The sequence below is a fragment of the Nocardia nepalensis genome, assembly GCF_048910785.1.
In the GTDB taxonomy this organism is placed as follows: Bacteria; Actinomycetota; Actinomycetes; order Mycobacteriales; family Mycobacteriaceae; genus Nocardia; species Nocardia nepalensis.
The window spans coordinates 466,055-488,429 of the sequence record NZ_JBKBET010000020.1 but is presented as its reverse complement, the minus strand read 5'-3'; the positions used below and the strand labels follow the sequence as shown (position 1 = coordinate 488,429).

At 65.6% G+C, this 22,375-nt stretch carries 20 protein-coding genes; 13 read left to right on the top strand and 7 right to left on the bottom strand.

All coding sequences use genetic code 11. From position 1 onward, the window contains the following. Nucleotides 1-58 precede the first annotated feature (58 nt). Nucleotides 59-1,849, bottom strand: a complete 1,791-nt coding sequence (locus ACHQ4I_RS13415; RefSeq protein WP_420772676.1) for a DEAD/DEAH box helicase — start codon at nt 1,847-1,849, stop codon at nt 59-61. Nucleotides 1,850-2,251: 402 nt separating this feature from the next. On the opposite strand from ACHQ4I_RS13415, the gene ACHQ4I_RS13410 reads away from it, so the two are divergent. The 3 genes from ACHQ4I_RS13410 (at nt 2,252) to ACHQ4I_RS13400 (ending at nt 5,045) form a co-directional block, all read left to right on the top strand. Further along, nucleotides 2,252-3,109 carry an SCO6745 family protein gene (locus ACHQ4I_RS13410; RefSeq protein ID WP_420772037.1) on the top strand — a complete coding sequence of 286 codons (858 nt, stop codon included), beginning with the start codon at nt 2,252-2,254 and terminating at the stop codon, nt 3,107-3,109. Nucleotides 3,110-3,179: 70 nt separating this feature from the next. Continuing rightward, entirely contained in the window at nt 3,180-4,235 is a 1,056-nt protein-coding gene (locus ACHQ4I_RS13405; RefSeq protein ID WP_420772036.1) for an alpha/beta fold hydrolase, read from the top strand. 93 nt (nt 4,236-4,328) lie between these two features. Next, nucleotides 4,329-5,045, top strand: coding sequence for a ferritin-like fold-containing protein (locus ACHQ4I_RS13400; protein WP_420772035.1), 717 nt, complete (start codon nt 4,329-4,331; stop codon nt 5,043-5,045). Here the strand turns inward: ACHQ4I_RS13400 and ACHQ4I_RS13395 are convergent, their stop codons facing one another. After that, nucleotides 5,046-5,876, bottom strand: coding sequence for a helix-turn-helix domain-containing protein (locus ACHQ4I_RS13395; protein WP_420772034.1), 831 nt, complete (start codon nt 5,874-5,876; stop codon nt 5,046-5,048). It abuts the gene before it with no gap. A gap of 102 nt (nt 5,877-5,978) precedes the next feature. Between ACHQ4I_RS13395 and ACHQ4I_RS13390 the strand changes: the two genes are divergently transcribed. Further along, a complete protein-coding gene (locus ACHQ4I_RS13390; protein WP_420772033.1) occupies nt 5,979-6,527 on the top strand; it encodes a YceI family protein in 549 nt (182 codons plus the stop codon). A gap of 268 nt (nt 6,528-6,795) precedes the next feature. Beyond that, nucleotides 6,796-7,023 (top strand): DUF3107 domain-containing protein, encoded by a 228-nt coding sequence (locus ACHQ4I_RS13385; RefSeq protein WP_062984284.1) that lies wholly within the window; start codon nt 6,796-6,798, stop codon nt 7,021-7,023. A gap of 67 nt (nt 7,024-7,090) precedes the next feature. Here the strand turns inward: ACHQ4I_RS13385 and ACHQ4I_RS13380 are convergent, their stop codons facing one another. Then, the gene (locus tag ACHQ4I_RS13380) at nt 7,091-7,756 is read right to left on the bottom strand and encodes an HTH-type transcriptional activator FasR (protein ID WP_420772032.1); all 666 of its coding nucleotides are present in this window, start codon (nt 7,754-7,756) and stop codon (nt 7,091-7,093) included. Nucleotides 7,757-8,199: 443 nt separating this feature from the next. Between ACHQ4I_RS13380 and ACHQ4I_RS13375 the strand changes: the two genes are divergently transcribed. The 7 genes from ACHQ4I_RS13375 (at nt 8,200) to ACHQ4I_RS13345 (ending at nt 16,489) form a co-directional block, all read left to right on the top strand. Next, nucleotides 8,200-9,195, top strand: a complete 996-nt coding sequence (locus ACHQ4I_RS13375) for a DUF3152 domain-containing protein (protein WP_420772675.1) — start codon at nt 8,200-8,202, stop codon at nt 9,193-9,195. Between the two features lie 105 nt (nt 9,196-9,300). Then, nucleotides 9,301-10,485: an adenylyltransferase/sulfurtransferase MoeZ gene (gene moeZ / locus ACHQ4I_RS13370; RefSeq protein WP_420772031.1), complete on the top strand. Its 1,185-nt coding sequence runs from the start codon at nt 9,301-9,303 to the stop codon at nt 10,483-10,485. A 69-nt stretch (nt 10,486-10,554) separates the two neighbouring features. Further along, a complete protein-coding gene (locus tag ACHQ4I_RS13365) occupies nt 10,555-11,406 on the top strand; it encodes a TIGR02569 family protein (RefSeq protein ID WP_420772030.1) in 852 nt (283 codons plus the stop codon). Between the two features lie 152 nt (nt 11,407-11,558). After that, on the top strand, nt 11,559-13,403 hold the full coding sequence (locus ACHQ4I_RS13360; protein WP_420772029.1) for an SCO2524 family protein: 1,845 nt from the start codon (nt 11,559-11,561) through the stop codon (nt 13,401-13,403). A gap of 4 nt (nt 13,404-13,407) precedes the next feature. Next, a complete protein-coding gene (locus ACHQ4I_RS13355; protein WP_420772028.1) occupies nt 13,408-14,322 on the top strand; it encodes an SCO2523 family variant P-loop protein in 915 nt (304 codons plus the stop codon). A gap of 45 nt (nt 14,323-14,367) precedes the next feature. Further along, nucleotides 14,368-15,384, top strand: coding sequence for an SCO2522 family protein (locus ACHQ4I_RS13350; protein ID WP_420772027.1), 1,017 nt, complete (start codon nt 14,368-14,370; stop codon nt 15,382-15,384). A 1-nt stretch (nt 15,385) separates the two neighbouring features. Next, nucleotides 15,386-16,489, top strand: a complete 1,104-nt coding sequence (locus tag ACHQ4I_RS13345) for an SCO2521 family protein (protein ID WP_420772026.1) — start codon at nt 15,386-15,388, stop codon at nt 16,487-16,489. Between the two features lie 39 nt (nt 16,490-16,528). Here ACHQ4I_RS13345 and ACHQ4I_RS13340 read toward each other — a convergent pair whose 3' ends face one another. The 4 genes from ACHQ4I_RS13340 to ACHQ4I_RS13325 form a co-directional block, all read right to left on the bottom strand. Next, complete coding sequence (locus ACHQ4I_RS13340) at nt 16,529-17,044, bottom strand: GNAT family N-acetyltransferase (RefSeq protein WP_420772025.1); 516 nt, start codon at nt 17,042-17,044, stop codon at nt 16,529-16,531. A 94-nt stretch (nt 17,045-17,138) separates the two neighbouring features. Beyond that, nucleotides 17,139-18,368, bottom strand: coding sequence for a GNAT family N-acetyltransferase (locus ACHQ4I_RS13335; RefSeq protein WP_420772024.1), 1,230 nt, complete (start codon nt 18,366-18,368; stop codon nt 17,139-17,141). Between the two features lie 203 nt (nt 18,369-18,571). Beyond that, complete coding sequence (locus tag ACHQ4I_RS13330; RefSeq protein ID WP_420772023.1) at nt 18,572-20,056, bottom strand: MFS transporter; 1,485 nt, start codon at nt 20,054-20,056, stop codon at nt 18,572-18,574. 189 nt (nt 20,057-20,245) lie between these two features. Next, entirely contained in the window at nt 20,246-20,917 is a 672-nt protein-coding gene (locus ACHQ4I_RS13325; protein WP_420772022.1) for a FadR/GntR family transcriptional regulator, read from the bottom strand. Between the two features lie 65 nt (nt 20,918-20,982). On the opposite strand from ACHQ4I_RS13325, the gene ACHQ4I_RS13320 reads away from it, so the two are divergent. Beyond that, nucleotides 20,983-22,242, top strand: a complete 1,260-nt coding sequence (locus tag ACHQ4I_RS13320; RefSeq protein ID WP_420772021.1) for an MFS transporter — start codon at nt 20,983-20,985, stop codon at nt 22,240-22,242. Nucleotides 22,243-22,375 lie beyond the last annotated feature (133 nt).

The following is a 22,375-nucleotide window of genomic DNA, read 5'->3' as shown; positions in this document are numbered from 1 at the left end:
GGGTGCGGCTCGGACGACACAGGCGCGCCTGTCCAGGACAGACGCGCCTGCGTATCGACTATGCCGAGGCGGTAACCGTCTCGGGAGCGGTCTCCGAGGCCGTTTCGCCTGCGGCCGCTTCACCCGCGGGCTTGCGACGGCGGCGGCGACGGCGCGCGGGTTGATCGGCGGTATCGGCATCATCGGTGCTGCTGTCCGAAACCGCCTCGGCGGTCACGCCGTCTGCGTTGTCCCCGTTGCCATTCGACTCGGTGCCGTTATCGGCGGCCGCGTCGGCGTCACCGGCGGGCTTGCGGCGACGGCGGCGGCGACGGGCGGGCTTATCCGCGGTCTCGTCGGCGTCACCGTTGGTCGCGGCGTCGAGTGATGCTGGGGCGGTGTCGGTTTCGGCGCCGTCGGTCGCATCGGACTCGGTGCCGTTGAGTTCGCCCTCGATCGGCTGGCCCGCGCGGGTGCGCCGGCGATTGCGCTTGCGCGGGGTGCGGGCGGGGCGCTCGACCACTTCGGCGTCCTCGTCGCGCACCGGCTTGGCCTTGCGGATCGTGCCGGTGACGCCCTCCGGGATGCCGAGGTCGGAGAACAGGTGCGGGGAGCGCGAATACGTCTCGACCGGATCCGGAATGCCGAGCCCGAGCGCGGTGTCGATGGAGGCCCAGCGGTTCAGCTCGTCCCAGTCGATCAGCGTCACCGCGACACCGGTCCGCCCGGCCCGGCCGGTGCGCCCGATCCGGTGCACGTAGGTCTTCTCGTCCTCCGGGCACTGGTAGTTGATGACGTGGGTGACATCGTCGATGTCGATGCCGCGCGCGGCGACATCGGTGGCCACCAGCACGTTGATGACGCCCTTGCGGAACTTGGTGAGCGCCTTCTCCCGGGCGATCTGCCCGAGATCACCGTGTACGGCGCCGACGGCGAAGCCGCGGTCGGCCAGATCGTCGGCGACCTTCTGCGCGGTGCGCTTGGTCCGGGTGAAGATCATGGTCGCGCCTCGGCTCTCGGCCTGCAGCACCTTGGCGACCAGCTCGCTCTTGTCCAGTGCGTGCGCCCGGTAGACGAACTGTGCGGTGCGATCGTGCACGGCGGAGTCGTGCGGCTCCTCGGCCCGGATATGCGTCGGCCGGGTCAGGAAGGTGCGGGCCAGGGTGATGATCGGGCCCGGCATGGTGGCCGAGAACAGCATGGTCTGGCGCTGCGCCGGGACCATTCCGAGAATTCTCTCGATATCGGGTAGGAAGCCCAGATCCAGCATTTCGTCGGCCTCGTCCAGGACGAGCACGCCGATCTTGCCGAGAATCAGATGGCCCTGATCGGCCAGATCCATGAGGCGGCCGGGAGTTCCGACGACGACGTCGACGCCCGAGCGCAGCGCGGCGATCTGGGATTCGTATGGGCGGCCGCCGTAGATCGAGAGCACGCGCAGCTGACCCTGGTGGTTCTTCAGGTACTTGCTCGCGTTCTCCAGATCCTGGGTGACCTGGATGCACAGTTCACGCGTCGGCACGATGATCAGTGCCCGCGGGGTGCCGTCCAGCGGGGTCGTCCCGGAGTCGGCGGTGGCGATCCGGTGCAGCAGCGGCACACCGAATCCGAAGGTCTTTCCCATACCGGTGCGGGCCTGACCGATGAGGTCTTCACCGGCGAGCGCCAACGGCAGGGTCAGTTCCTGAATTGCGAAAGTGCGTTCGATTCCGATCTCACCGAGCGCTCGCACGATTTCATCGCGAACGCCCAATTCGGTGAATGTCGGCGCGGTGTGGGTTTCGTCCAGTTCGGCGGTCAGCAGGGTATCCGCCAGACCCGGTTCCTGTTCGACAGTGATCTTGCTCAGGTTCGTGCCTTTCCTCGTTATCGCGTCACGCGCGCACGAGGCGTGGGGCGGACCGGTCGGCCCGCGACGACCACGTATCCGCCTGTGATACTCACCTCGGCCACTGGCCTGATGTCGGCGGGAGCTCGTCGTTTCGGGCGGCTACCTCGGGAGACATCGGCGCGGCGCAAGGGTGATGCGGATCTGGTGCGCGCACATATTCCTGAACGTCGAAAACCTCGCCTCCGGAACTCGGGCGACCTTGCGATCCGGTGCCCGGATGGGACGAAAATTTCCGTTGTCCGCTGAGATTGTAGCGTGATATTGTGCTCGGCCCGAATTGCGCCACCGTAGCGACTGCTTGCGGGTTGCCCGAAAAGATCGGCATTTCCGGGGTAAAAGTATGTTTTTCCTCGGAAGCGCCTTCGACGTACGCTGCGCCACATGGCAATTCATCCTGCGCGCCGAATCTGGACCACCATCGAACCGCTACATGATGTGGTGTATTTCGGCGCGGGTGTCAAGGAGGCCGGACTGGCGCTCGGACTGCGCGGTTTCTGGCAGACCTACTTCGCGTTCCGGGCCGCTCCGCTGGGCGCGGTCGGCGCGGGCACCGTATCGGCGACCTTCGCCGTATTCCATCCGGACACGGTTCGCAAGGCGGTGCCGGACGCGTGGGTCAGGACGACGCCGGAGGAATGTTTGCGGGCCCGGCTCGCGCTTTCCGTCGGTTTGCTGCGCGGCGCCGGAGCCGGTGACGCCGAATGCGCCCGTGCGGTGGAATTGCTCGAACCGGTATCGCGCACGGCCGATCCGACCGGCCGGGCGTTGTACGCGGCGAATGCGGAATTGCCGCTGCCCGCCGATCCGGTGGCCGCGCTGTGGCAGCTCACCACCGCATTGCGGGAACATCGCGGTGATGGGCATATGGCCGAGCTGGTCGCCCACGGGCTGAGCGGACTGCAGGCGCTGGTTATGCAGGTGGCGGCGGGCAAGGCGCCCGAATCGGTGATGCGGCCCTCGCGTGGCTGGTCGGAGCAGGAATGGTCCGATGCCGCCGACGAGTTGCGCGCCAGGGGTTTGATCGCCGGGGAGCCGACCAGCCCGGAGCTGACCGGCGTGGGTGCCGAATTGCTCGGACAGGTGGAGCTCGGCACGGATGAGGCCGCCTGGAACGGCGCGCTATCGGCGCTGTCGCAGGACGCCATCGCGGAGCTGACGAATTCGCTCGCGTCGCTGGTGCAGCGCGTCCAGGAGAGCGTGGTGCCGCCGATCAACCCGATCGGCATGGCGCGCGGCTGAATATGCGGCGATGCTCACACTCCAGACTTGCCTGTTACTGCCGGTACCGGGATATGAGAGATTCTTAGGTGTGAGTTTCACCGATACCGTCACCATCGCCGCGCGCAACGCTTGGGCGCTGACCTTCGGACAAGGCGTCGAGGCGCCGGATCCCGCGCCGTCGACGGTGCTGTGGGATGAACCGCATCGGCAGCTGCGTCGGTTCGAGGCCAGCGAATCCGCCACGACCACAACGGATTCGGCGGTACTGCTGGTGCCGCCGCTGGCCGCGCCCGCCAGCTGCTTCGATCTGCGCCCCGATCAGAGCGTGGCCAGATTCCTGCTCGAGACGGGCCGCGCGCCCTATGTCGTCGACTATGGCGATATCACCTTCGCCGATCGGCGGATGGGCTTCGAAACCTGGATCGACGACATCCTGCCCGAGGCCATCCTGCGCACCTCGGCCGATCGCGACGGCAGGCCCGTCGATCTGGTCGGCTGGTCCATCGGTGGCACCCTGGCGCTGCTGACCGCGGCCGCGCACGCCGAACTGCCGATCCGCTCCATCACCGCGGTCGGCGCGCCGCTGGACTACGACAAGATGACCGGCATCCCGCAACTGCGCGCGGTGGCCAAGCTGACCGGCGGGATCGCGACCTCCACCGCGGTGCGCGCGGCGGGCGGCATTCCGGCCACACTGACCAGGATCGCCTACAAGGTCACCGCATGGGACCGCGAACTCACCCGGCCCTGGTTCGTCGCGAGCAATATCGCCCGCACCGAAACCCTGGCCAAGATGGAGTCCATCGACCGCTTCATGGCGCAGATGCCCGGCTATCCCGGCCGCTTCTACGGCCAGCTGTGGGGCCGCCTGATTCTGAACAACGACATCGGCCGCGGCGTGGTGAAACTGGGCAAGCGCCGCATCGAGTTGGCCGATGTGACCGCGCCGGTGCTGCTGGTCGGCGGACCCGCCGACGTGATCACCCCGGCCCCCGCCGTCGCGGCCGGGCAGCGCACCCTCACCGGCGCGCAGTCCGTTCGCTACGAGGCCGCCCCCGGCAGCCACCTCGGCATCCTCACCGGCGAAACCGCGCGCGACACCACCTGGACCTACCTCGACAAGTTCCTGTCCGAGCTGTCCTGAGCCAGCCTGGATTCCAGGCGTTCGCCGCAACGTCGATGACATGTGCCGGGATGACAGGTGACAGGTAAGGGACCGGGACTAGGCTGTCCCGATATGGGAGCACAGTCATCCGCAGCGCTAGGCACACGGCAAGCGGTCGCGCAGGGGGTTTCGTTGTCCGGCTCGTCCCTCGTCACCGATGATCCCGGCGTAATCGATCTGTTCGCGGTGCTCGCCTACGGTGAGATCTCCGCGTTCTACCGGCTGGCCGAGGAGGCCAAGCTGTCGCCGACGCTGCGCGGCAAGGTGGCCGTCGCGAAGATGGCCGCCGCCGAGATGCGGCACTTCGAAACCCTGGAGTCCGCACTGGCCGAACGCGGTGTGGACATCTTCGACGCGATGGCGCCGTTCGTGCGTGCCCTGGACGCCTACCACGACTCCACCGACCCCTCGACCTGGCTCGAGTCGATGGTGAAGTTCTATGTCGGTGACGGCATCGCCGCCGACTTCTACACCGAGATCGCCGGTGCCCTGTCTCCCGAGGTCGCCGCCGTGGTCCGGGATGTGCTCGCCGAGACCAGCCACTCCGAATTCGTGGTCGAGGAGGTGCGCCGCGCGGTCGCGACGAGCCGCTCCGAGCGCGACCGGTTGACGCTGTGGGGCCGACGGCTGCTCGGCGAGGCGATCACCCAGGCGCAGTACGTGATGGCCCAGCGCGACGAGCTCACCGAACTGGTGCTCGCCGCGACCGGTGACCTCAATGGCATCGCCGCGCTGTTCGAGCGCATGCAGGCCAGCCATGCCGAGCGCATGGCGGTCCTGGGAATCTGATTACTCGTTGACCGCGCGGACCAGTCGCAGGCCGGGGGACTGGGCCTGCGCCTGGTCGGTGAGCCAGACGACGATGCTCTGATCGCGGTCGCCGTTCAGGGTTTCGAACGCGACATCGATATGGCCGTGCTCCGGGTGGTCCAAGCGCAGCGTCCCGGACCCGAGATCGTCGATATGCTGCGGCTGCCAACGGCTTTCGAATTCCGGATGCTCCAACAGTGCGGTGATCAGTTCGAGTAGGCGCTCCTCGCCCGGCCAGCGCATGGTCGCGCTGCGCAGTGCGGCCGAGAAGCTGTCGGCCACCTCGTCCCAGTTGCGCAGCACCTGTTCGGCGCGCGGATGGGTGAAGGTGAACCAGGCCAGGTTCACGGTTTCCGGACGATCGAGCAGACCGAGGGGTTTGGCGATGTCCTCCCACGCCGGATTCCAGCCGAGCACGTTGAGCCGTCGCCCGAGCACGAAGGCCGGGGTGGGATGCAGTGCGCGCAGGATGGTCTCGATCGCGGGCGTCGGATGCTCCGCAACGGCTTCGGTGGTGGGGCAGCGGGATTCGTTGCTCGTGGTGATGGCGAGCCAGCCGAAGTGGTGGCGGTCCTTACCCTCGATCAGCAGCGCCTGTGCGAGCGCATCGATGACCGCAAGCGACGGATTGGTATCGCGGCCCTGCTCCAGCCGGGCCAGATAGTCGGCGCTCACCCCGGCGCGCACTGCGACCTCTTCGCGGCGCAGTCCGGGGGTCCTGCGGCGGCCGCCCTCGGGCAGTCCCACGTCCGAGGGCCGCAATTGGGCTCGACGTGCGACGAGGTACTCCGCGAAGGGGTTCGGTGCCATGCGTTTCATCGTGCCCCGTCCTGGGATGTTTATCCGCGCCCTGCCGGGTCCAGGATAACGGCGGTCTGGTTAACGGACCACGGTCCGGTCATGGTCTATGGCATGACATCTTCCGCTGAATCCAGCACCGCCACCGCGCTCGTCCCGGGTTCCTGGACCCTGGACGCGATGCATTCCCAGGTCGAGTTCACCATCCGCCACCTCGGCATCTCCAAGGTCCGCGGCCGCTTCAACAAGTTCGAGACCGAGTTCGTCATCGACGACAAGGGTCTGGCCACCCTCGGCGCCACCATCTACCTCGACTCCTTCGACACCGGCAATCCCGATCGCGACAACCACGTCCGCACCGCCGACTTCCTCGATGTCGCCAACCGCCCCACCCTGACCTTCCGCGCCGTCGAGCCGGTCCAGATCGCCGAATCGTTCGAGGTCGAGGGCGAGGCCACGCTCGGCGGGATCACCAAGCCGGTCACCCTCGATGTGGAGTGGGGCGGCGTGCAGGTCTTCGCCGGAACCGGCGATCGGCATGCGGGCTTCTCCGCGACCGGAACCATCAAGCGCACCGACTTCGGCGTCGGCGGCCCGCTGCCCGGCATGCTCAGCGATACGGTCAAGGTCGAGCTCGAAATCCAGCTCATCGAACCCAAGTAGTCGCATTCGCCGAGCGGGTGCGACGTTCGCGACGGGCGAACGTCAGCCCGCGCGCTCGGTGCAGCGGGCTGTCGATTCCGCACGTGATCACTGATTTCGCAGGTACATGGGTGACTCGTCGGGGATGCCCGGAGCTGAATTGTTGCCTGACCGTCGGCCGCCGACGTGGATTCCGTGGCTCATAGTGGGGCGCTGAATACCCGGGGAGGCCGGGGAGCATTAGCCTTGATTTCGACAGCACACAGGACTCTAGGTTCGGAGGTTGGCCGTGGAGGTCAAGATCGGTATTTCGGATAGCCCGCGCGAGCTCGTGATCAATAGCGGGCAGACCCCGGACGAGGTCGAGGCGCTGGTGTCCGGTGCGCTGAGCGGCGAGGGCGGCGTCGTCGCGCTCACCGACGAGAAGGGCCGCAAGTTCCTGATCCAGGCCTCGAAGGTCGCCTACGTCGAGATCGGCGCCGCCACCGGCGGTCGCGTCGGCTTCGCCGCGGTCTGAGCCGAATCCGGCGCGACAGACAAGAGCCCCCGCACTCGCGCGAGTGCGGGGGCTCTGTCGTCTCGTTTCAGTTGATCGGGTGCAGCGGCACGTGCGACAGACCGCCCCAGGCCAGCGAGACGGTGGTATCGACCGCCTCTTCCTTCGGGATCGGCCGATCCGCCTCCAGCCAGTACCGCGCGGTGAACTGACTGGTGCCGACCAGCCCGACCGCGAGGATCCTGGCCCGGTAGGGATCTAAACCGGAATCGTGCGCGACCAGATCGAAGACCGCGTCCACACAGGCCTCGGTGGCCTGCTCGACCCGGCGCTGTACCTGCGGCTCGCTGATCAGATCGGATTCGAAAACCAGTCGGAAGCCCTGCATTTCGTTGTCGACGAAATCGAAGTAGGCCTGCACGGCGGCGCGTACGCGCTGGCGGTTGTCGGTGGTCGAGCGCAGCGCCTGGCGCACACTCGACACCAGCATGTCGACGTAGTTCTGCAGCACCGCCAAATAGAGTTCGAGCTTGCTGGCGAAGTGCTGGTACAGCACCGGCTTGCTCACTCCGGCGCACTGTGAGATCTCATCCATGCCAGCGGCGTGGTAGCCGCGTTGCACGAAGACCTCACTGGCCGCCGCGAGTAGCTGTTGACGACGCTCGTCGCGCGGAAGCCGGGTACCGCGCTTGGTCGGCGCCATGGCATCGGACGACGTTCTGCGAGACGTCATCCGGTCCACGAGGTCAGTCATTTCGGCTCTCCCAGTCGATGCCCCGGCAAAATGGGGTGTACACCGGGTATCCCATGAACGATACCCGGTTGTAGCTCACATGCCGATCGGGGCCGGAGATCGAGCCCACTCGGTGAGATATGTCGCACCTGAGCGGGGGCGCTCGCGTACCCCGGCTGAACGGTATTGCGCCCTATGAGACTCTGGTTGACGTGACCCCGCGCGTGAACGGGCACCGGGCACTCGATTCCGGCCCGCCGAATGTTTCCGGCGGCGGGCGCAATGCGCACCGCCGGGCTAGCTCCGGCGCATCCGGTTCCGTAGTCTGGGGCCCTGTGGAAAGGCCAGGTCCCGAGGTGCGTACGGGGGCAGCCACCCGAAATGGTGACGCTGCCCCGGACGGCGCCGAGGGTGAGATCGAATGGAGATCCGGTTCGCCACCCCGGGATGAGAACGGTGTCGAAATCTATGACCCGCTCGGCTTGTACCAACCGCCGGTCGATCGTTCCTATCAACCGTTGCGGGCCCGCTGGGATCCCACCGCCACCATCGAACAGCGCTCCAGGCGGCCCAGACCCGAGCGCGATACCAAAAAGCAGAGCGCGCTCGGTCGTTTCATCCGCACCTATGGTTGGCGCGCCTATGCGCTTCCCGTACTTTTCGTGGTCACCGTGCTGGTAATCGTGGACGCGGTGCGCGGCGGCACCGATCCCGCGAATCTGGTAAGCGGCGCACCGGGTTTCGGGCGATTGAGTCCGCACGGGGCCTCCGCCGGCATCATCGGCGCACCGCCCGGCGACGGCCACTTCCCGACGAATCTGCCGACCGGCGCATTGCCCGACGGCGGACCGTTCACCGAAACCGGCGCGGGCACATGGCATGTGCTGCCGGGGACCACCGCGCAGGTGGGTACCGGGTCGGAGTTCCAGTTCAAGTACACCGTCGAAATCGAGGACGGCGTCGACACTTCCGGATTCGGCGGGGACGAATCGGTGGCCAAGATGATCGACAGCACCCTGGGCAATCCGAAGAGCTGGGCGCACGACAGCAAATTCGCCTTCCGGCGCATCGATCAGGGGCAGCCGGACTTTCGCATCTCGCTGACTTCCCGCGAATCCTCGCGCAAGGCCTGTGGTTTCGACATCCCGATCGACTCCTCCTGTTTCAACGCCGACCTGCGCCGGGTCGTGCTGTCGGAGGTGCGCTGGGTGCGCGGCGCGCTGGCCTTCGAGGGCGATATCGGCTCCTACCGGCAGTACCAGGTCAACCACGAGGTCGGCCACGCCATCGGCTATCACCAGCATCAGCCGTGCGAGACCGACGGCGGGCTGGCGCCGGTGATGATGCAGCAGACCTTCGGCACCAAGAACAACGACATCGCCGCCCTCGACCCCGACGGCGTGGTCCCGATGGACGGCAAACACTGCCGCTTCAACCCCTGGCCCTACCCCCGCGGGTGAGTTTGAGACCATGGTCGGGAAGAACGGCCCGGTCGTCGGTGTTGAGCTAATAGGCGCTGAGCTACCACAGAACGATCGGCCAATTCGATTCGAGGAGTCCTGGACGTGTCATCACCGAAGTCCCTGCCGCCGCTGGTCGAACCAGCCGCGGAGCTGACCAAGGACGAGATCGCCCGCTACAGCCGTCATTTGATCATTCCGGATCTGGGCGTCGACGGGCAGAAACGTCTGAAGAACGCCAAGGTGCTGGTGATCGGTGCTGGCGGGCTCGGATCGCCCGCGCTGCTGTACCTCGCCGCCGCCGGGGTCGGCACGCTCGGCATTGTCGAATTCGACGAGGTCGACGCCTCCAATCTGCAGCGCCAGATCATTCACGGTGAATCCGATATCGGCCGCTCGAAGGCCGATAGCGCGCGCGATTCCATCCTCGAGATCAACTCCGGCATCGAGGTCCGGCTGCACAAGATCCGCCTGGAGCCCGAGAACGCCGTCGAGCTGTTCGCCGAATACGACCTGATCGTCGACGGCACCGATAACTTCGCCACCCGCTACCTGGTCAACGATGCCGCGGTGCTGGCCGGCAAGCCGTATGTCTGGGGCTCGATCTACCGCTTCGAGGGCCAGGTCTCGGTCTTCTGGGAGGACGCACCCGACGGCCGTGGCATCAACTACCGCGACCTGTACCCGGAGGCTCCGCCGCCCGGTATGGTCCCCTCCTGCGCCGAGGGCGGCGTACTCGGCGTGCTGTGCGCCTCCATCGGCTCGGTCATGGTGACCGAGGCGATCAAGCTGATCACCGGCATCGGTGAGCCGCTGCTCGGTCGTCTGATGGTCTACGACGCACTGGATATGAACTACCGGACCATCAAGCTGCGCCGCGATCCGGAGCGTCAGCCGATCACCGAACTGATCGACTACGAGGCGTTCTGCGGTGTGGTCTCCGAGGAGGGGCAGGCCGCGGCCGCCGGCTCGACGATCACCGCGCGCGAGCTCAAGGAGCTCATCGACGCGGGCAAGGAGATCGAGCTCATCGACGTGCGTGAGCCGGTCGAATGGGACATCGTGCACATCGAGGGCGCCAAGCTCATCCCGAAGGATCGGTTCCTCTCCGGTGAGGCGCTGTCGGATCTGCCGCAGAACCGCCCGATCGTCTTGCACTGCAAGACCGGTATCCGCTCGGCGGAGGTGCTCGCTGTCCTGAAGAACGCCGGTTTCTCCGACGCTTCGCATGTGCAGGGCGGCATCGTCGCCTGGGCGAACCAGGTCGACAAATCACTGCCGGTGTACTGACTCCGCCCCGCGCCGACCTGCTCGGCGCGGCTTCCCTGCCTGCGTTGACCCCAGCGGTACCGTACGGCCGTGACTTCTGTGGAACCCCCCGAGCACGTGCGCGCCACGTTCGGTCTGCGCGAAGTGACCCCGGTTTCCCTGGGAGACTGGGACGGCGGCTGGCGCCTCGGTGATGTGGTGTTGAGTCCGGTCGCCGACCATGCCAGGGCGGCATGGTCGGCGAAGGTCCGCGAAACCCTGAAGGTGGATGGCCTACGGCTGGCCCGCCCCGTCCGCGCCACCGACGGCCGCTACGTCGTATCCGGTTGGCGCGCAGACACTTACCTGGAGGGTGTGCCGGAGCCGCGCCACGACGAAGTCGTCTCGGTATCGCTGCGGCTACATCAGGCCACCGCCGGACTCGAACGCCCGCGCTTCCTGGTACAGCCTCCGGTCGCGCCCTGGGTGGATGTGGATGTGTTCGTCGCCGCCGATCGCGCCGCCTGGGAGGCGGTGCCGCTGCGCAGTCTGCGCGCGGGTGGGACACCGCCGGCGACCTCGCCCGACGGTCAGCGCAGCATGGAACTCATCGGCCAATTGGCGACGCTGCGCAAACCGGTCCGAACGCCGGACCAATTGGTCCACGGGGATCTGTTCGGCACAGTACTTTTCGCCGGAGTATTCACCCCCGGCCTCACCGATATCACCCCCTACTGGCGGCCCGCGGCATGGGCCGCCGGTGTCATCGTCGTCGACGCACTCGCCTGGGGCGGCGCCGACGACGGTCTACTCGAGCGCTGGTCCGATCTTCCCGAATGGCCGCAAATGTTGTTGCGCGCGGTGATGTTCAGGCTTGCGGTACATGCGCTGCATCCCCGTTCTACGCCCGAGGCCTTTCCCGGTTTGGCGCGGACGGCGGATATGGTTCGGTTGATGCTCTGAGTCTCGTTCCGACGGCGCTGCGACCGGTTCCGGTAATACCGGAATGGAATCCGCACGGACCCTCGCGTAGCCAGCGTTAACATGGTGGCCCGTGCTAATTTTGACGTTGGTCCACGCGGTTTGCCTGCGACATGGGGTGAGGACGGCGGCAGGTGAGAATCCAACCGAGACAACAAATTCTGGATATGTGGCGCGCCATACTGGCGGCATGTTGGGATGGCCGGGACTGGCGCTGGGGCGGTCGACTCGATTCCAACTCCATCAGCGATTCCGAGCAATTGCTCTGCCTGCTGTATCCGGCCACCGAGATAGCCACATTCGCGTTGGACAGCCCCGATCGCATGGAGGACGACGTCAGTTCGGTCCTCGAGCCACTCGGCGGCCCGAAGCAGATCGGCGGCTTCGTAGTCGGGCTGCTGGAGTCTTATATCGAGCGGAACACCCGCGACGACGGACAGCCGAACTTTTCCGCCGGTAGCTATCTGCGCTCTGCTGACGAGCGGGAACCCAATGCGGCGCAGCGCGGCATCGAGGTCGTCGACTCGTATGCCATCGCCCTGACCCTCTGCATGGCCGGCCTGCGTTTCCTGCGCGCCTTCCGCGGCTGGGCGCGGCCGGGGGAGTCGACCCAGCGGATCGACAGGCTCACCGAACAGCTCAATGCGCGCCTCACCGCCGCCATGACCGGATTGGTCCGCAGCTTCGTCGTCAGTACATTCAAGCCGAAATCCTTTGAAGGACAGTCGATCCTGGGGATGTTGAACCAGACCGGCGAGTCCGAGCAGGCCATGGTCGACGGTGTCCGGCGCAGTCTGGAACGGGTGCGGGCCCGGCTGCGCAGTGACGTCACCCTCGGTCAGGAGGAATCGGTCGAGGAGCTCGAGGATGAGAACCTGCTGTTCGAATGCGGGTGGAGTTGGGGTGTGGTGCGCGACGCCACCGAGGTCGACTTCGTCGAGGCAAAGATCGCGCGCCAGCGGGGCATCGCCGATCCCCGCCCGTCCCTCTACTTCACGGCCGCGGCGCTGGATTGCATCAACGACTTGGTCTCGCCGCGTGCCGGTGAGCTCGGTCTGCTCGACGAGAGACAACACCGGCTCGCCCAATCCCTGCGCACTCGCTGGGAACTGACCCAGCGCTATTGGTCGACGGTCGCGCGCTACGGTTGCGGCGGTTGGCCGCTGGAGGATATTCCGTGGCGCACCTGCGACGGTGCGGAGTCGGAGTACTTCAGTCTCATCGTATCCGCCGTTTTGATCCAGGATCTTCTCGCGCGCACCGCCTCCGATGACGACTTGACAAGGGTCGTGGCCATTTTCGACGAGTTGGCCGGTCGCGGCCGGATCACCCGCAGGCCGATGCGTGCGGATCCGGCGGTGGCGCTGCACACTCCGGGTGTCCGGCTGACGCTGCGCGGTAGCGAGGACGTCGATGACGGACCGGTACTGCAATGGGAGGTATCGGACTTCTCGGCAGTGCTGCTCGAGCGCATACTGCAGGCCGCGAGGCTTTCCGATAATGTCGCTGCCCGCGACAAGCTGATGGAATTGTCGAGATCGGTGATGGAGCATCTGGATCGGCGGATGCTCCGGGCCGGTACCCCTGGGCTGTGGGACGATCCGGCAGGGGTCTTCGGGGAGGACGACGATCCCACGGTCGACAGGCCGTCCTGGTCCATGACCGAACGAGTCATCGAATGTCTGGTGACCGCGGACCGGACCTACCGCGAAGCGCCGCTCAACTGGCCGGAGTTGCAGACCGTCGCGCGGATCATGTTGAACACCGCCGAGCATAGGTTCGACCAGCAAATGCTCGGCGTCAGCATCGATGACGTCTCGGGCAACCGGGCCGCGCTCGATCGGGTGGAGGACCATATCGACCAAGCCAGGCGGCTTTCGCGCGAGGACTCCGCGACCACCTTCGTGCACGCGCTCGACGCGCTGCGTGAACTCGACCGGCTGGCCGCCGCCCGCCGCGACGCGACAAGAAACCTCTGAGCGCATGATCGTGTTCGCGACCTCCGACAAGGGCGGCACCGGCCGTTCGGTGACCAGCTGCAATCTGGCCTACCGGATGTGTGTCCGGGGCAAGCGGGTCGCCTATCTGGATTTCGATTTCGGCTCCCCGACCGCAGGTGCGCTGTTCGAGATCAGCAGAGTGGAGCGCGGCATCTCCAGTGGCGACGGCCTGCATTCCTATTTGCTCGAACAGGCGGGTGTCGCGGCCCGAATCGACGTGCGGGACAACACCGATCGCCACGAATTACGCAAGATGCGCACGCGAACCGGCAAGCTGTTGCTGCTGCCGGGGGACGCCGGTGGTGCGGAGTTCACCAAGATCAATGAACACATCCTCGGCCGCTGCGCCCTGCTGCTGCTCGAGCTCGATCAGGAATTCGACGTCTGCATTGTCGATGTCAGCGCGGGGCGCTCGGTGGCGCTGGAGATCGCCCTGAAGGCGACGGCTCTGCCGCAGCTCGCCGCAAGGACCGTGCGCTGGTTGGTATTCCATCGCTGGACGCGCCAGCACATCATCGCCGCACAGGGTCTGGTGCGCGGCCGGTACGGACTGCTCGAGCTCGGCAGGGGCGCGGGCCACGATTCCGAGATGCTGCTGGACAACATCCGGTATGTTCGCACCGCGGTGCCGCAATTGAACGAGGCGACCGAATCCCCTGGACCGCAGGCGGCTTGGCTGCACCAGCAGGCCGCCATGTTGAAACGGCTGGCCTCGACGAACCAGGTCGGTTCGAGCGACCTGCTCGGCGAGATCCCCGTCGAGCCGATATTGCAATGGCGCGAACAGTTGATTCTCGATATCGACGTGCAGAAGGAAATCGCGAACAGGGCAACCGTCGAGGCCTTCGATACGCTCGCCGATCGCGTGCTCGATCCCGCTACGTGGCGCCGAATCTGAATCGACGGAACTCGAGAACACCATCCTGGGAAGGATTTCGAGCACATGGAGCATGCCGCAGGCTATAGCGAGTCGACCGAGCTCCCGCGGGTCGCCAAGGTGCCGCTGTCCCATGTGTCGATCGAGGTCGGACATTTCTACATGAACGACCTCGTAGACGGGGAGGACCGAATCAGTGCGCAGTTCCGTCGGATCGTTCCACTCGTCGATGCGTTCACCGAGGCCGCGAAGGTCGAATTCGGTCCGCGAGCCAGGGTCAGCACATGTTTTCTCACCGACGACTATTTTCGGTCCGATACCAGCCCCGGCGAGATTCTCGATAAATTGCTCGGTGTGGCCGACGAATGCGGGCTGAGAATCGACTATCTCGCCCGCGAAGCCGGCTGCTGGTCCGTTCCCCCAACCGAATACGGCGCGGCGATAACGCCTCGAATCGAGTTGGCGGAACTGGTCCGCGCCCGTGTCGTCGCCGAGCCGCTCGAGGGGGCGAACGGCCGCAGGCCGCCGACCGCCGAGTCAGGGTGGTTATGCAACGGTCGACGGGCTTCCGACGACGCGCCGGGCCAAGCGATGCATGACGAACCCTATGCGCCACCCGAGGAGTTCGGCCGTCGCGAGCATTCGATCTTCCTCGATGTGCAGCTGTGGAGTAAGCACACCCGAAACGTGAACGGGCGCATGGAAACGTTCACCAAATGGTCTTGCCCCTATCTCGCGTCCATCTGGCAGTTGGTGCGCCTGGGAATGCTTCGCTTCGATGGCCGGCCGGTCGTCGAGCCGCAACTCTGGGAACCTACCGATGCCTGGCCGACCAGTTGGTGGGAGTTGCCGGCACTGATTCAATTGAATCCACGCGCCAAACCGTTTGCCGCCTACCGGTCACTGTCACTACTACCGCAGCGTTATCTGGGTATCGAGCATTCCGTGCGGGTGATCCTCGACCACATTCAGCTCGATGACGAGGTCGTCGATCAAATTGTCGAGCGGGGCCTGGCAGAGGGAATCACGGTGCCGCGCAAGGTGACCGAACGCCTCACCCATTTTCTGCTGGATGGATCCTGACATGACCGAATCGAACGATTCGGCCGCGCGCCGGGTGCGTAGGGATCGCTCGACCCCCCTCGGCCGGGAACGCCGCCGCGGACGGGCCGTTCGGCTGCTCGTTCGCGGTGCCGAGGCACAGCCGCGGACATCGGCGGGCCCGCTGATCGTAGTCGGTGAAATCGCCACCTGTTTGTTGCCGACGGCAACGCCGCTGTCACGCACCGAACTGGCGGAATTGCTCGCGCTGGCGCCCGGTCGGCCGATGCAGTGGCGGGAACGGCCGATGGCCCTTGCCATTTCGCCGACAATCGCCGAGGGCGTGGATTGCCTGTTGGCGGTGCGGACGCATGCCGATGTGCGGGCGATCGGAACGGTGGCCTGTCACGTGGCGGTTGTCGGCGGTCGGGTGCTGCAGAGTTCGGTGCACGCGCGGGTGGTCCAGGCCGCCGGCGATCAGCGACGCGCCTGGTCGCACTATCTCAACCAACTCGGGGTGCTCGAGGTGATCACAAAGGTCACCTCGCAGACGCGCACGCGCCTCATCGAGGGCTTCCTCGCCGTCGGTTCGCCGCCCGTCGGCACGCTCGATCTGGCTTCGGTCGCGAATCGACTACTCGGCCGTATTCGGTTGGACCATCGCCTCGATCAGAATGTGCCGGTGCGATCGGGAACGACCCGGCTGCGCTGGGCGGCGCGGATCGGTGACCAGGAATCGCCGCATGTGGCATTGCGGCTCGAGAACGACGCGGTCCGTACCGTGCTGGTCACCGTCCGGAGCGAGGATGAACTGGCCGAGGTGCAGCGATTCTGTGAGGACCTCGCGATGCACGATTGGTTGCTGACGGTGCATGCCGAGGCGCTCGAGCACGCCGATATGTTCGAGCCGGGCGAGGAGGCGCAGGCGACGCTGGCTCCGATACTGCACCACCTGGCGCATCTGTGGATGCCTGGGGCGCATACGCCGCCACCCTTGCGGGGGTTGTGGGATCAGCTGCAGACCGATCCCGGTTTCACCGTGGGTTGGCGGGGTCTCAGCGATCGGCTGCGCAATCGGGTCTCGGTGGCGACGCTGGATGCCGTGCGGCGCACCATAATCGGCGTCGGGGACAACCCCCGGGAATAGTCGTCCGGGACCGGTTTCAGTCCTGAGCGCGGCCGCTCGTCAGTCACCGTTTGTCGTCTGGCCCGGAGACAGCGCGGTCACGGGCGGGCCTTCGATGGGGTATGCCAGTACATCCCGCGGTTCCCCCTCACCGAAGTACTGCTGTTCGCGGCTGACCCTGTGGAATCCGGTGTCCTCATACAGCTTGACCACGTTCTGCTCGGTGGGCTTCACGGTGAGGTATATCGAATCGGCCAGCGCGGTACGACAGCTCGTCACCGCCCGTTCCAGCAGTTCCCGGCCGAAGCCGCGACCCCGGTATTGCTTCGCGACCGCCAAACCCATCAGCCACCCGCGCCGCTGCGCGCTGACGCAGACCAGTGCGTATCCGCAGACTCTGCCGTCGATTTCGGCCACCACCCAATCCGACCCGTGCAGATCGAACAGCGGCCGCAGCATCCTGTGTGGAACACACAGGTCTCCGAATTCTTCCCCGTCGAGCGCGGCGATATCAGCGAGATCTTCCAACTTGGCGGCACGGAACACCGGTTGTTCCGCCCCCGTGGAAAAGTTCAATGCGCACCTTCCCGGTATGAGTCAGATATCCAGCGCAAAGCCATGTTCGGCGTTTCGATGTGGCATCCGGCGATCACCCTCACCGAGGGCCGTATCAGTCGCGAGTGTCCCAGCCGGACCGCTTTGTGGGACGCCGACGTTCGCCGACGGGCTCGGAAAGATGACTGATCGACAGCGCTGATAGTACGAGAACGAGCCCGATGGTCCAAGCCCAAGTGCCCATGTCGGAGCGATTGGCCGCGACACCGGTCAATGGCGCCGTGATCGCCAGCGCCAAGAGCGTGACTCGGTACGGTGACCGCGGGAATCGGTTCGATATCGAGAAGGGCGACAGCTCGTACAGTGCCAGGCTCACGCCGAAAAATGCTCCCGACACCAAGCCTGCCGGAACCGACTCGCTGATGTAGGAGAAGGTGATCGGCAGCGAGATGAGGAAGGGGTAGAAACCGCCGTACTCGGACAGGATGTTGCCCGTGCGGATATAGGTGTTGAACGAGTTCGATCTGAGTCTGGCTATATCGCCCGCACTGTTGGTGTATATCACCAGAGCTAGCGTCGTAGCGAGCGTCGACGCCAGGAGTAGGGCCCGGACCAGGTTGGGAAAGCTGTCCGAGGTCAGCGAGAAGCCGAGTATGAATGTCACCGCGGCGAGTATCGTGCCGGCGAAAGTGACGCTTGTCGACACTTCGTCCGACTCCAGCCCCGCGAGATCGTCGCGATCGAACCGGCAGAACTCGAACGCAGGTCCGGACGGTAGTTGGACGATCGCGGTGATCACGTACTTTTCGTCGGAAAGAAGTCTTTCCCAGTGCTCATCGGCCGCGACCGGAACCAGATATCGCTCGTCGGGATCGAGGAAGTCTACGCGGAGCTTGTGCTGGCAATAGATTCGGTCGCGACCCGGTCCGAAATAGCCGCGCATGATGGTTCGGGCCACGAACCTTCTGGAGAAGAGCAGTCGGAGCATCGCGTGGTTTTGCGGGCTCGTCATTGTCGAGATGGACGGCGACTTGCCGTCGCTGGTACTCCTCAGCTTCGACATCATGTGATCCAGGAGCCGCGCTCCGAGACCCTGTCGTTGCCAATCGGTGTGTACGGCAAGCGAACTGATGTATACGTGGCTGGGTGAAGGTCGCTCGAAGTGGATAAAGCCGACGATCTTGTCCTCTTCTACCGCGACGAACACTCTGCCGCCGGATACTCCGTCCTCCAGTTCGTCTTCGGAAGCGGGCTCCAAGCGATGGTCGTCGTCCGGAAAACACGATGCATCGAGCACTTTCAGATCCGCGACGTCATCCGCATTCGCTACTCGGATCTCCGCCATCTTCGACAGCCCCCTTGAACCGCCTACCCGCCAGGCGTGATATCCACTTTAGCCGAAATGCCGAATGCCGCGCTGGAGGACCTTTTCAGCGCGGCATTCGGGTCTATCGGGTGGCGCGGCTGCCGGCCCGGAGGGGGGTCGGGGGCAACCGCGCCGGGCCTGCCGATCGGGGGTTCGGGCCGAAAGGCAGGCGGCGCAGGCGGTTACACGTTGGCGTAGGCCAGCGATGGCACGCGGGACACGGCGAACGAGGACCGCAGATAGAAGAACCAGGTGACCGCGGCCATTACCAGGAAGGCTCCGGCGTAGGCCCAGAATGCGGGGTTCATGCTGTGGAAGTTGATGTTGGACAAGCGAAGTGCCTGCTGCAGCAGGTAGCCGCCGGAGGCGCCGATCGCGCCGATGACACCGATCGCGGCACCGGCCTGACGCTTGGCCGAGGCCGTGGCGTCGGTGATGTCGAGACCGTGTTCGGAGGCGTACTTCTTGGCTTCGGCGCTGAAGATGGACGGAATCATCCGGTAGGTCGAACCGTTGCCGATGCCGGTCAGGATGAACAGCAGCAGGAATGCGACCAGGTAGAGCGGGAAGCTCTTCGCCTTCAGTCCGGCCATGATCAGGACACAGGCGATCGACATACCGCCGAATACGAAGATGGTCATCTTGGCGCCGCCGACCTTATCGGAGATCCACCCGCCGAACGGACGGCTGAACGAGCCGACCAGCGCGCCGAGGAAGGCGAGGTTGCCCAGGGTGGTGATCCAGCCGATCTTGGCCAGATCCGGGAAGTTGGCCTTGATCAGGGTCGGGAAGGCGAAGGAGAAGCCGATGAACGAACCGAAGGTGCCGATGTAGAGGAACGACATCACCCAGGTGTGCTTATTGGTCAGCGCCAGCTTGTAGGACTTGCCGTCGGCCTTGGCCGTGCTGATGCTGTCCATATAACGCAGCGCACCGAAGAAGGCGACCAGGATGAACGGGATCCAGACCAGCACCGACAGCGTGATGCCGAAGCGGTAGCCCGCCGGGTTCTTGGCCATGATGTGGGTGCCGAGGGTGATCAGCAGCGGCAGCACCAGCTGGGTCTGCGCGACGCCGAGATTGCCGCCGGCGGCGTTGATGCCAAGGGCCGCACCCTTTTTCCCTTCCGGGAAGAAGAACGAGATATTGGCCATCGAGGACGAGAAGTTACCGCCGCCGAAGCCGGCCAAGGCGGCCAGGATCATGAACACCCACATGGGGGTGCCCGGGTGGTTGACGAAGTAGGCCAGGCCCAGCGTCGGGATGAGCAGCATGGCCGCACTGAACGCCGTGAACGCGCGCCCGCCGAACTTCGGAATGGCGAAGGTGTACGGAATGCGCAGTGCCGCACCGACCAGGGTGGGGGTGGAGGTCAGCAGCAGGGCGTTGCTGACGGCGGTCGGGTTGCCCTTGCCGAGTCCGGCAAGGAAGTCGAAACCCGCCAAACCCATGCTGGTCACCACGGTGCCCCAGATGACCCACACGCTGAAGCCGAGATTCTCGGCGAAGACGGAGAAGATCAGGTTCTTGCGAGCGGTGAGTTTGCCGCCCGATTCCCAGAATTCTGTGTTGTCCGGCTCCCAGTGATCCAACCAGCGTCCCTTTTTCTGGTGTGCGAATGCTGGGGTGTCCGACTGCTGGCCGGTGGCAGCTACCGTGGCGGTCATCGGCTTCCTCTCGATCTGGCTCGGTGGGTTGCCGAGCTGCGGTCGAGACAAAGGTAAGAGCCAGTTGTTGCGTGTGAATGGCGCTCGGTGACGTTCCCGGCAAATCCGACTCACACCTTGGGAACGCGCATGGTGACCAGTTGGTTACCTGGTAACCGGCCGGGTCTTTTCGGTCATCCGACCAGTGAGCTATCGGTCCGGATACTCCGCGATGAGCGAGCCGAGGAAGCACCGCGCCGCCTGAGCGGCGGCGTCCGGATCGCCGTCGATGACCGCCTGCACCAATTCATTGTGCTCGGCGTCGTAGGCGTCGTCGGATTTCGCGGTCCGGGCCCGGATCACCTGCTCGATAATCGGCAGCAGCGAATCGTAGAACTCCAGATATACCGCGTTGTGACTGGCGACGACGATCGCGCGATGCAATTCCACATCCGCTTCGATGGCCGCGAGATTGTGTTCGTCCCAACGCTGTTGGCTGCGTTCCTCCAGCAGCCGCCGTAGATTCGCGATATCGCCGTCGTCGCGGCGGCGCGCGGCGAGTGCGGCCGCGTTGGTATCCAGGGCCATGCGTAGCTCCAGGACATCGCGTTCCTCCGCGTCGGCGAAGTACTTCGCGAGCGTGCCACCGACCTCCGAGGCGGCGATGACATAGGTACCCGAGCCTTGGCGACGTTCCAGCATCCCGGCATGGACGAGGGCCTGGACCGCCTCGCGAACCGTATTTCTACCGGTTCCGGTGAGCTCGGTGAGCTCCGGTTCGGTGGGGATGCGGGAGCCGATCGGCCAACGGCCGGAACGAATTTCGGCACGCAGCTGCTCGGTTACCTGGGCAATGAGGCTGGTCCGCCGGACGGGTTGCACGGCAACAGAGTACCGCCCATCACAAATCCTTGCCTCCGATCATCGGGTCATCCTATGATTTCGCGGTGACTGCGACACTCCCGGAAACTACGACTCGCCCGGATTACGCCCGGGTCGAGCGGCGCAAACGTGCTCTGACGGAAGGGCGACTGCTCGTCCTCGCCGCCATTGTGATGTCCGCGCTCACCCTGCGGGTCGCCGTCACCGCGTTCTCACCGCTGGCCGAGCGCATCGGCGCCGATATCGGCTACTCGACGGCCGTCGTCGGTGTCTTCGGCATGATCCCGACCCTGATGTTCGCCGTGTCGGGGCTGCTCACCCCGGTCTTCGTGCGCCGACTCGGGCTGGAGCGCACCGCGCTGGTCGCGATGTTGCTGGCCGGATTCGGCATGCTGATCCGGGCCCTGGTCGGCGGTACCGCGGAACTGCTCATCTTCTCCGCGCTGGCCCTCGGCGGCATGGGCATCGGCAACGTGGTGATCCCACCGCTGGTCAAGCGGTATTTCCCGGACCGGCTCGCCCTGGTCAGCTCGCTGTACATCACGATGGTCCAGCTCGGAACCGTGGTGCCTGCGCTGATCGCGGTACCCGTTGCCGAGGCGCACGGCTGGCGGATCTCGCTCGGGCTGTGGGCCGTGCTCGGCTTCGCGGCCGCGCTGCCGTGGCTCGGTGTGCTGCGGGACCGTCGTGGTCACGATCGGGTCGATGGCACCGCTGTGCCGCCGCGGACCCGTGAGCCCAAGGGCAAGGTATGGCGTTCGCCGGTGGCCTGGGGCATGGCGGGCATGTTCGGCATGACCTCGCTGACCACCTACGCGATGTTCACCTGGCTGCCGAAGATCCTGTCCGAGGCGGGCGCGAGCGCCGCATGCGGCGGGACCATGGTCGGTCTGTTCGCGCTGGTCGGTCTGGTGTCGGCGTTCACCGCCCCGACGATCGTCGCGCGGTTCCGCAATCCGTTCCCCTTCGTAGTGGGCTGCGCCTTCTTCTTTTTCACGGCGTTCGCCGGGCTACTGATCGCGCCGATGACTGCGACGTTGCTGTGGGTCGTGCTGCTCGGCCTGGGCCCGAGCACCTTCCCGATGGCTCTGACACTGATCAATATGCGCACCCGGACCCCGCAGGGCTCGGCCTCGCTGTCGGGCTTCACCCAGGGCGTCGGGTACGCGGTCGCCTGCATCGGCCCGGTGCTGTTCGGCATGCTGCACAGCGCGACCGACGGTTGGGCCGCGCCGTTCGCGATGCTCGTCGTCGCGGTGCTGGTGTTGCTGACCGGCGCCTGGCAGGCCTGCAAGCCGCGCATGCTCGAAGACACCTGGAATTGATCGCACCGTTCGAGTTGCGCGCAGGTGTGACGGCGCGCATGCTGTGCGCGTCACACCTCACCGGCCGGTAATCGCGAGGTCGGCTCTTTGTGACGCGTGGAAACCGGTGCGTCACATGCCCGAAACAATTCGT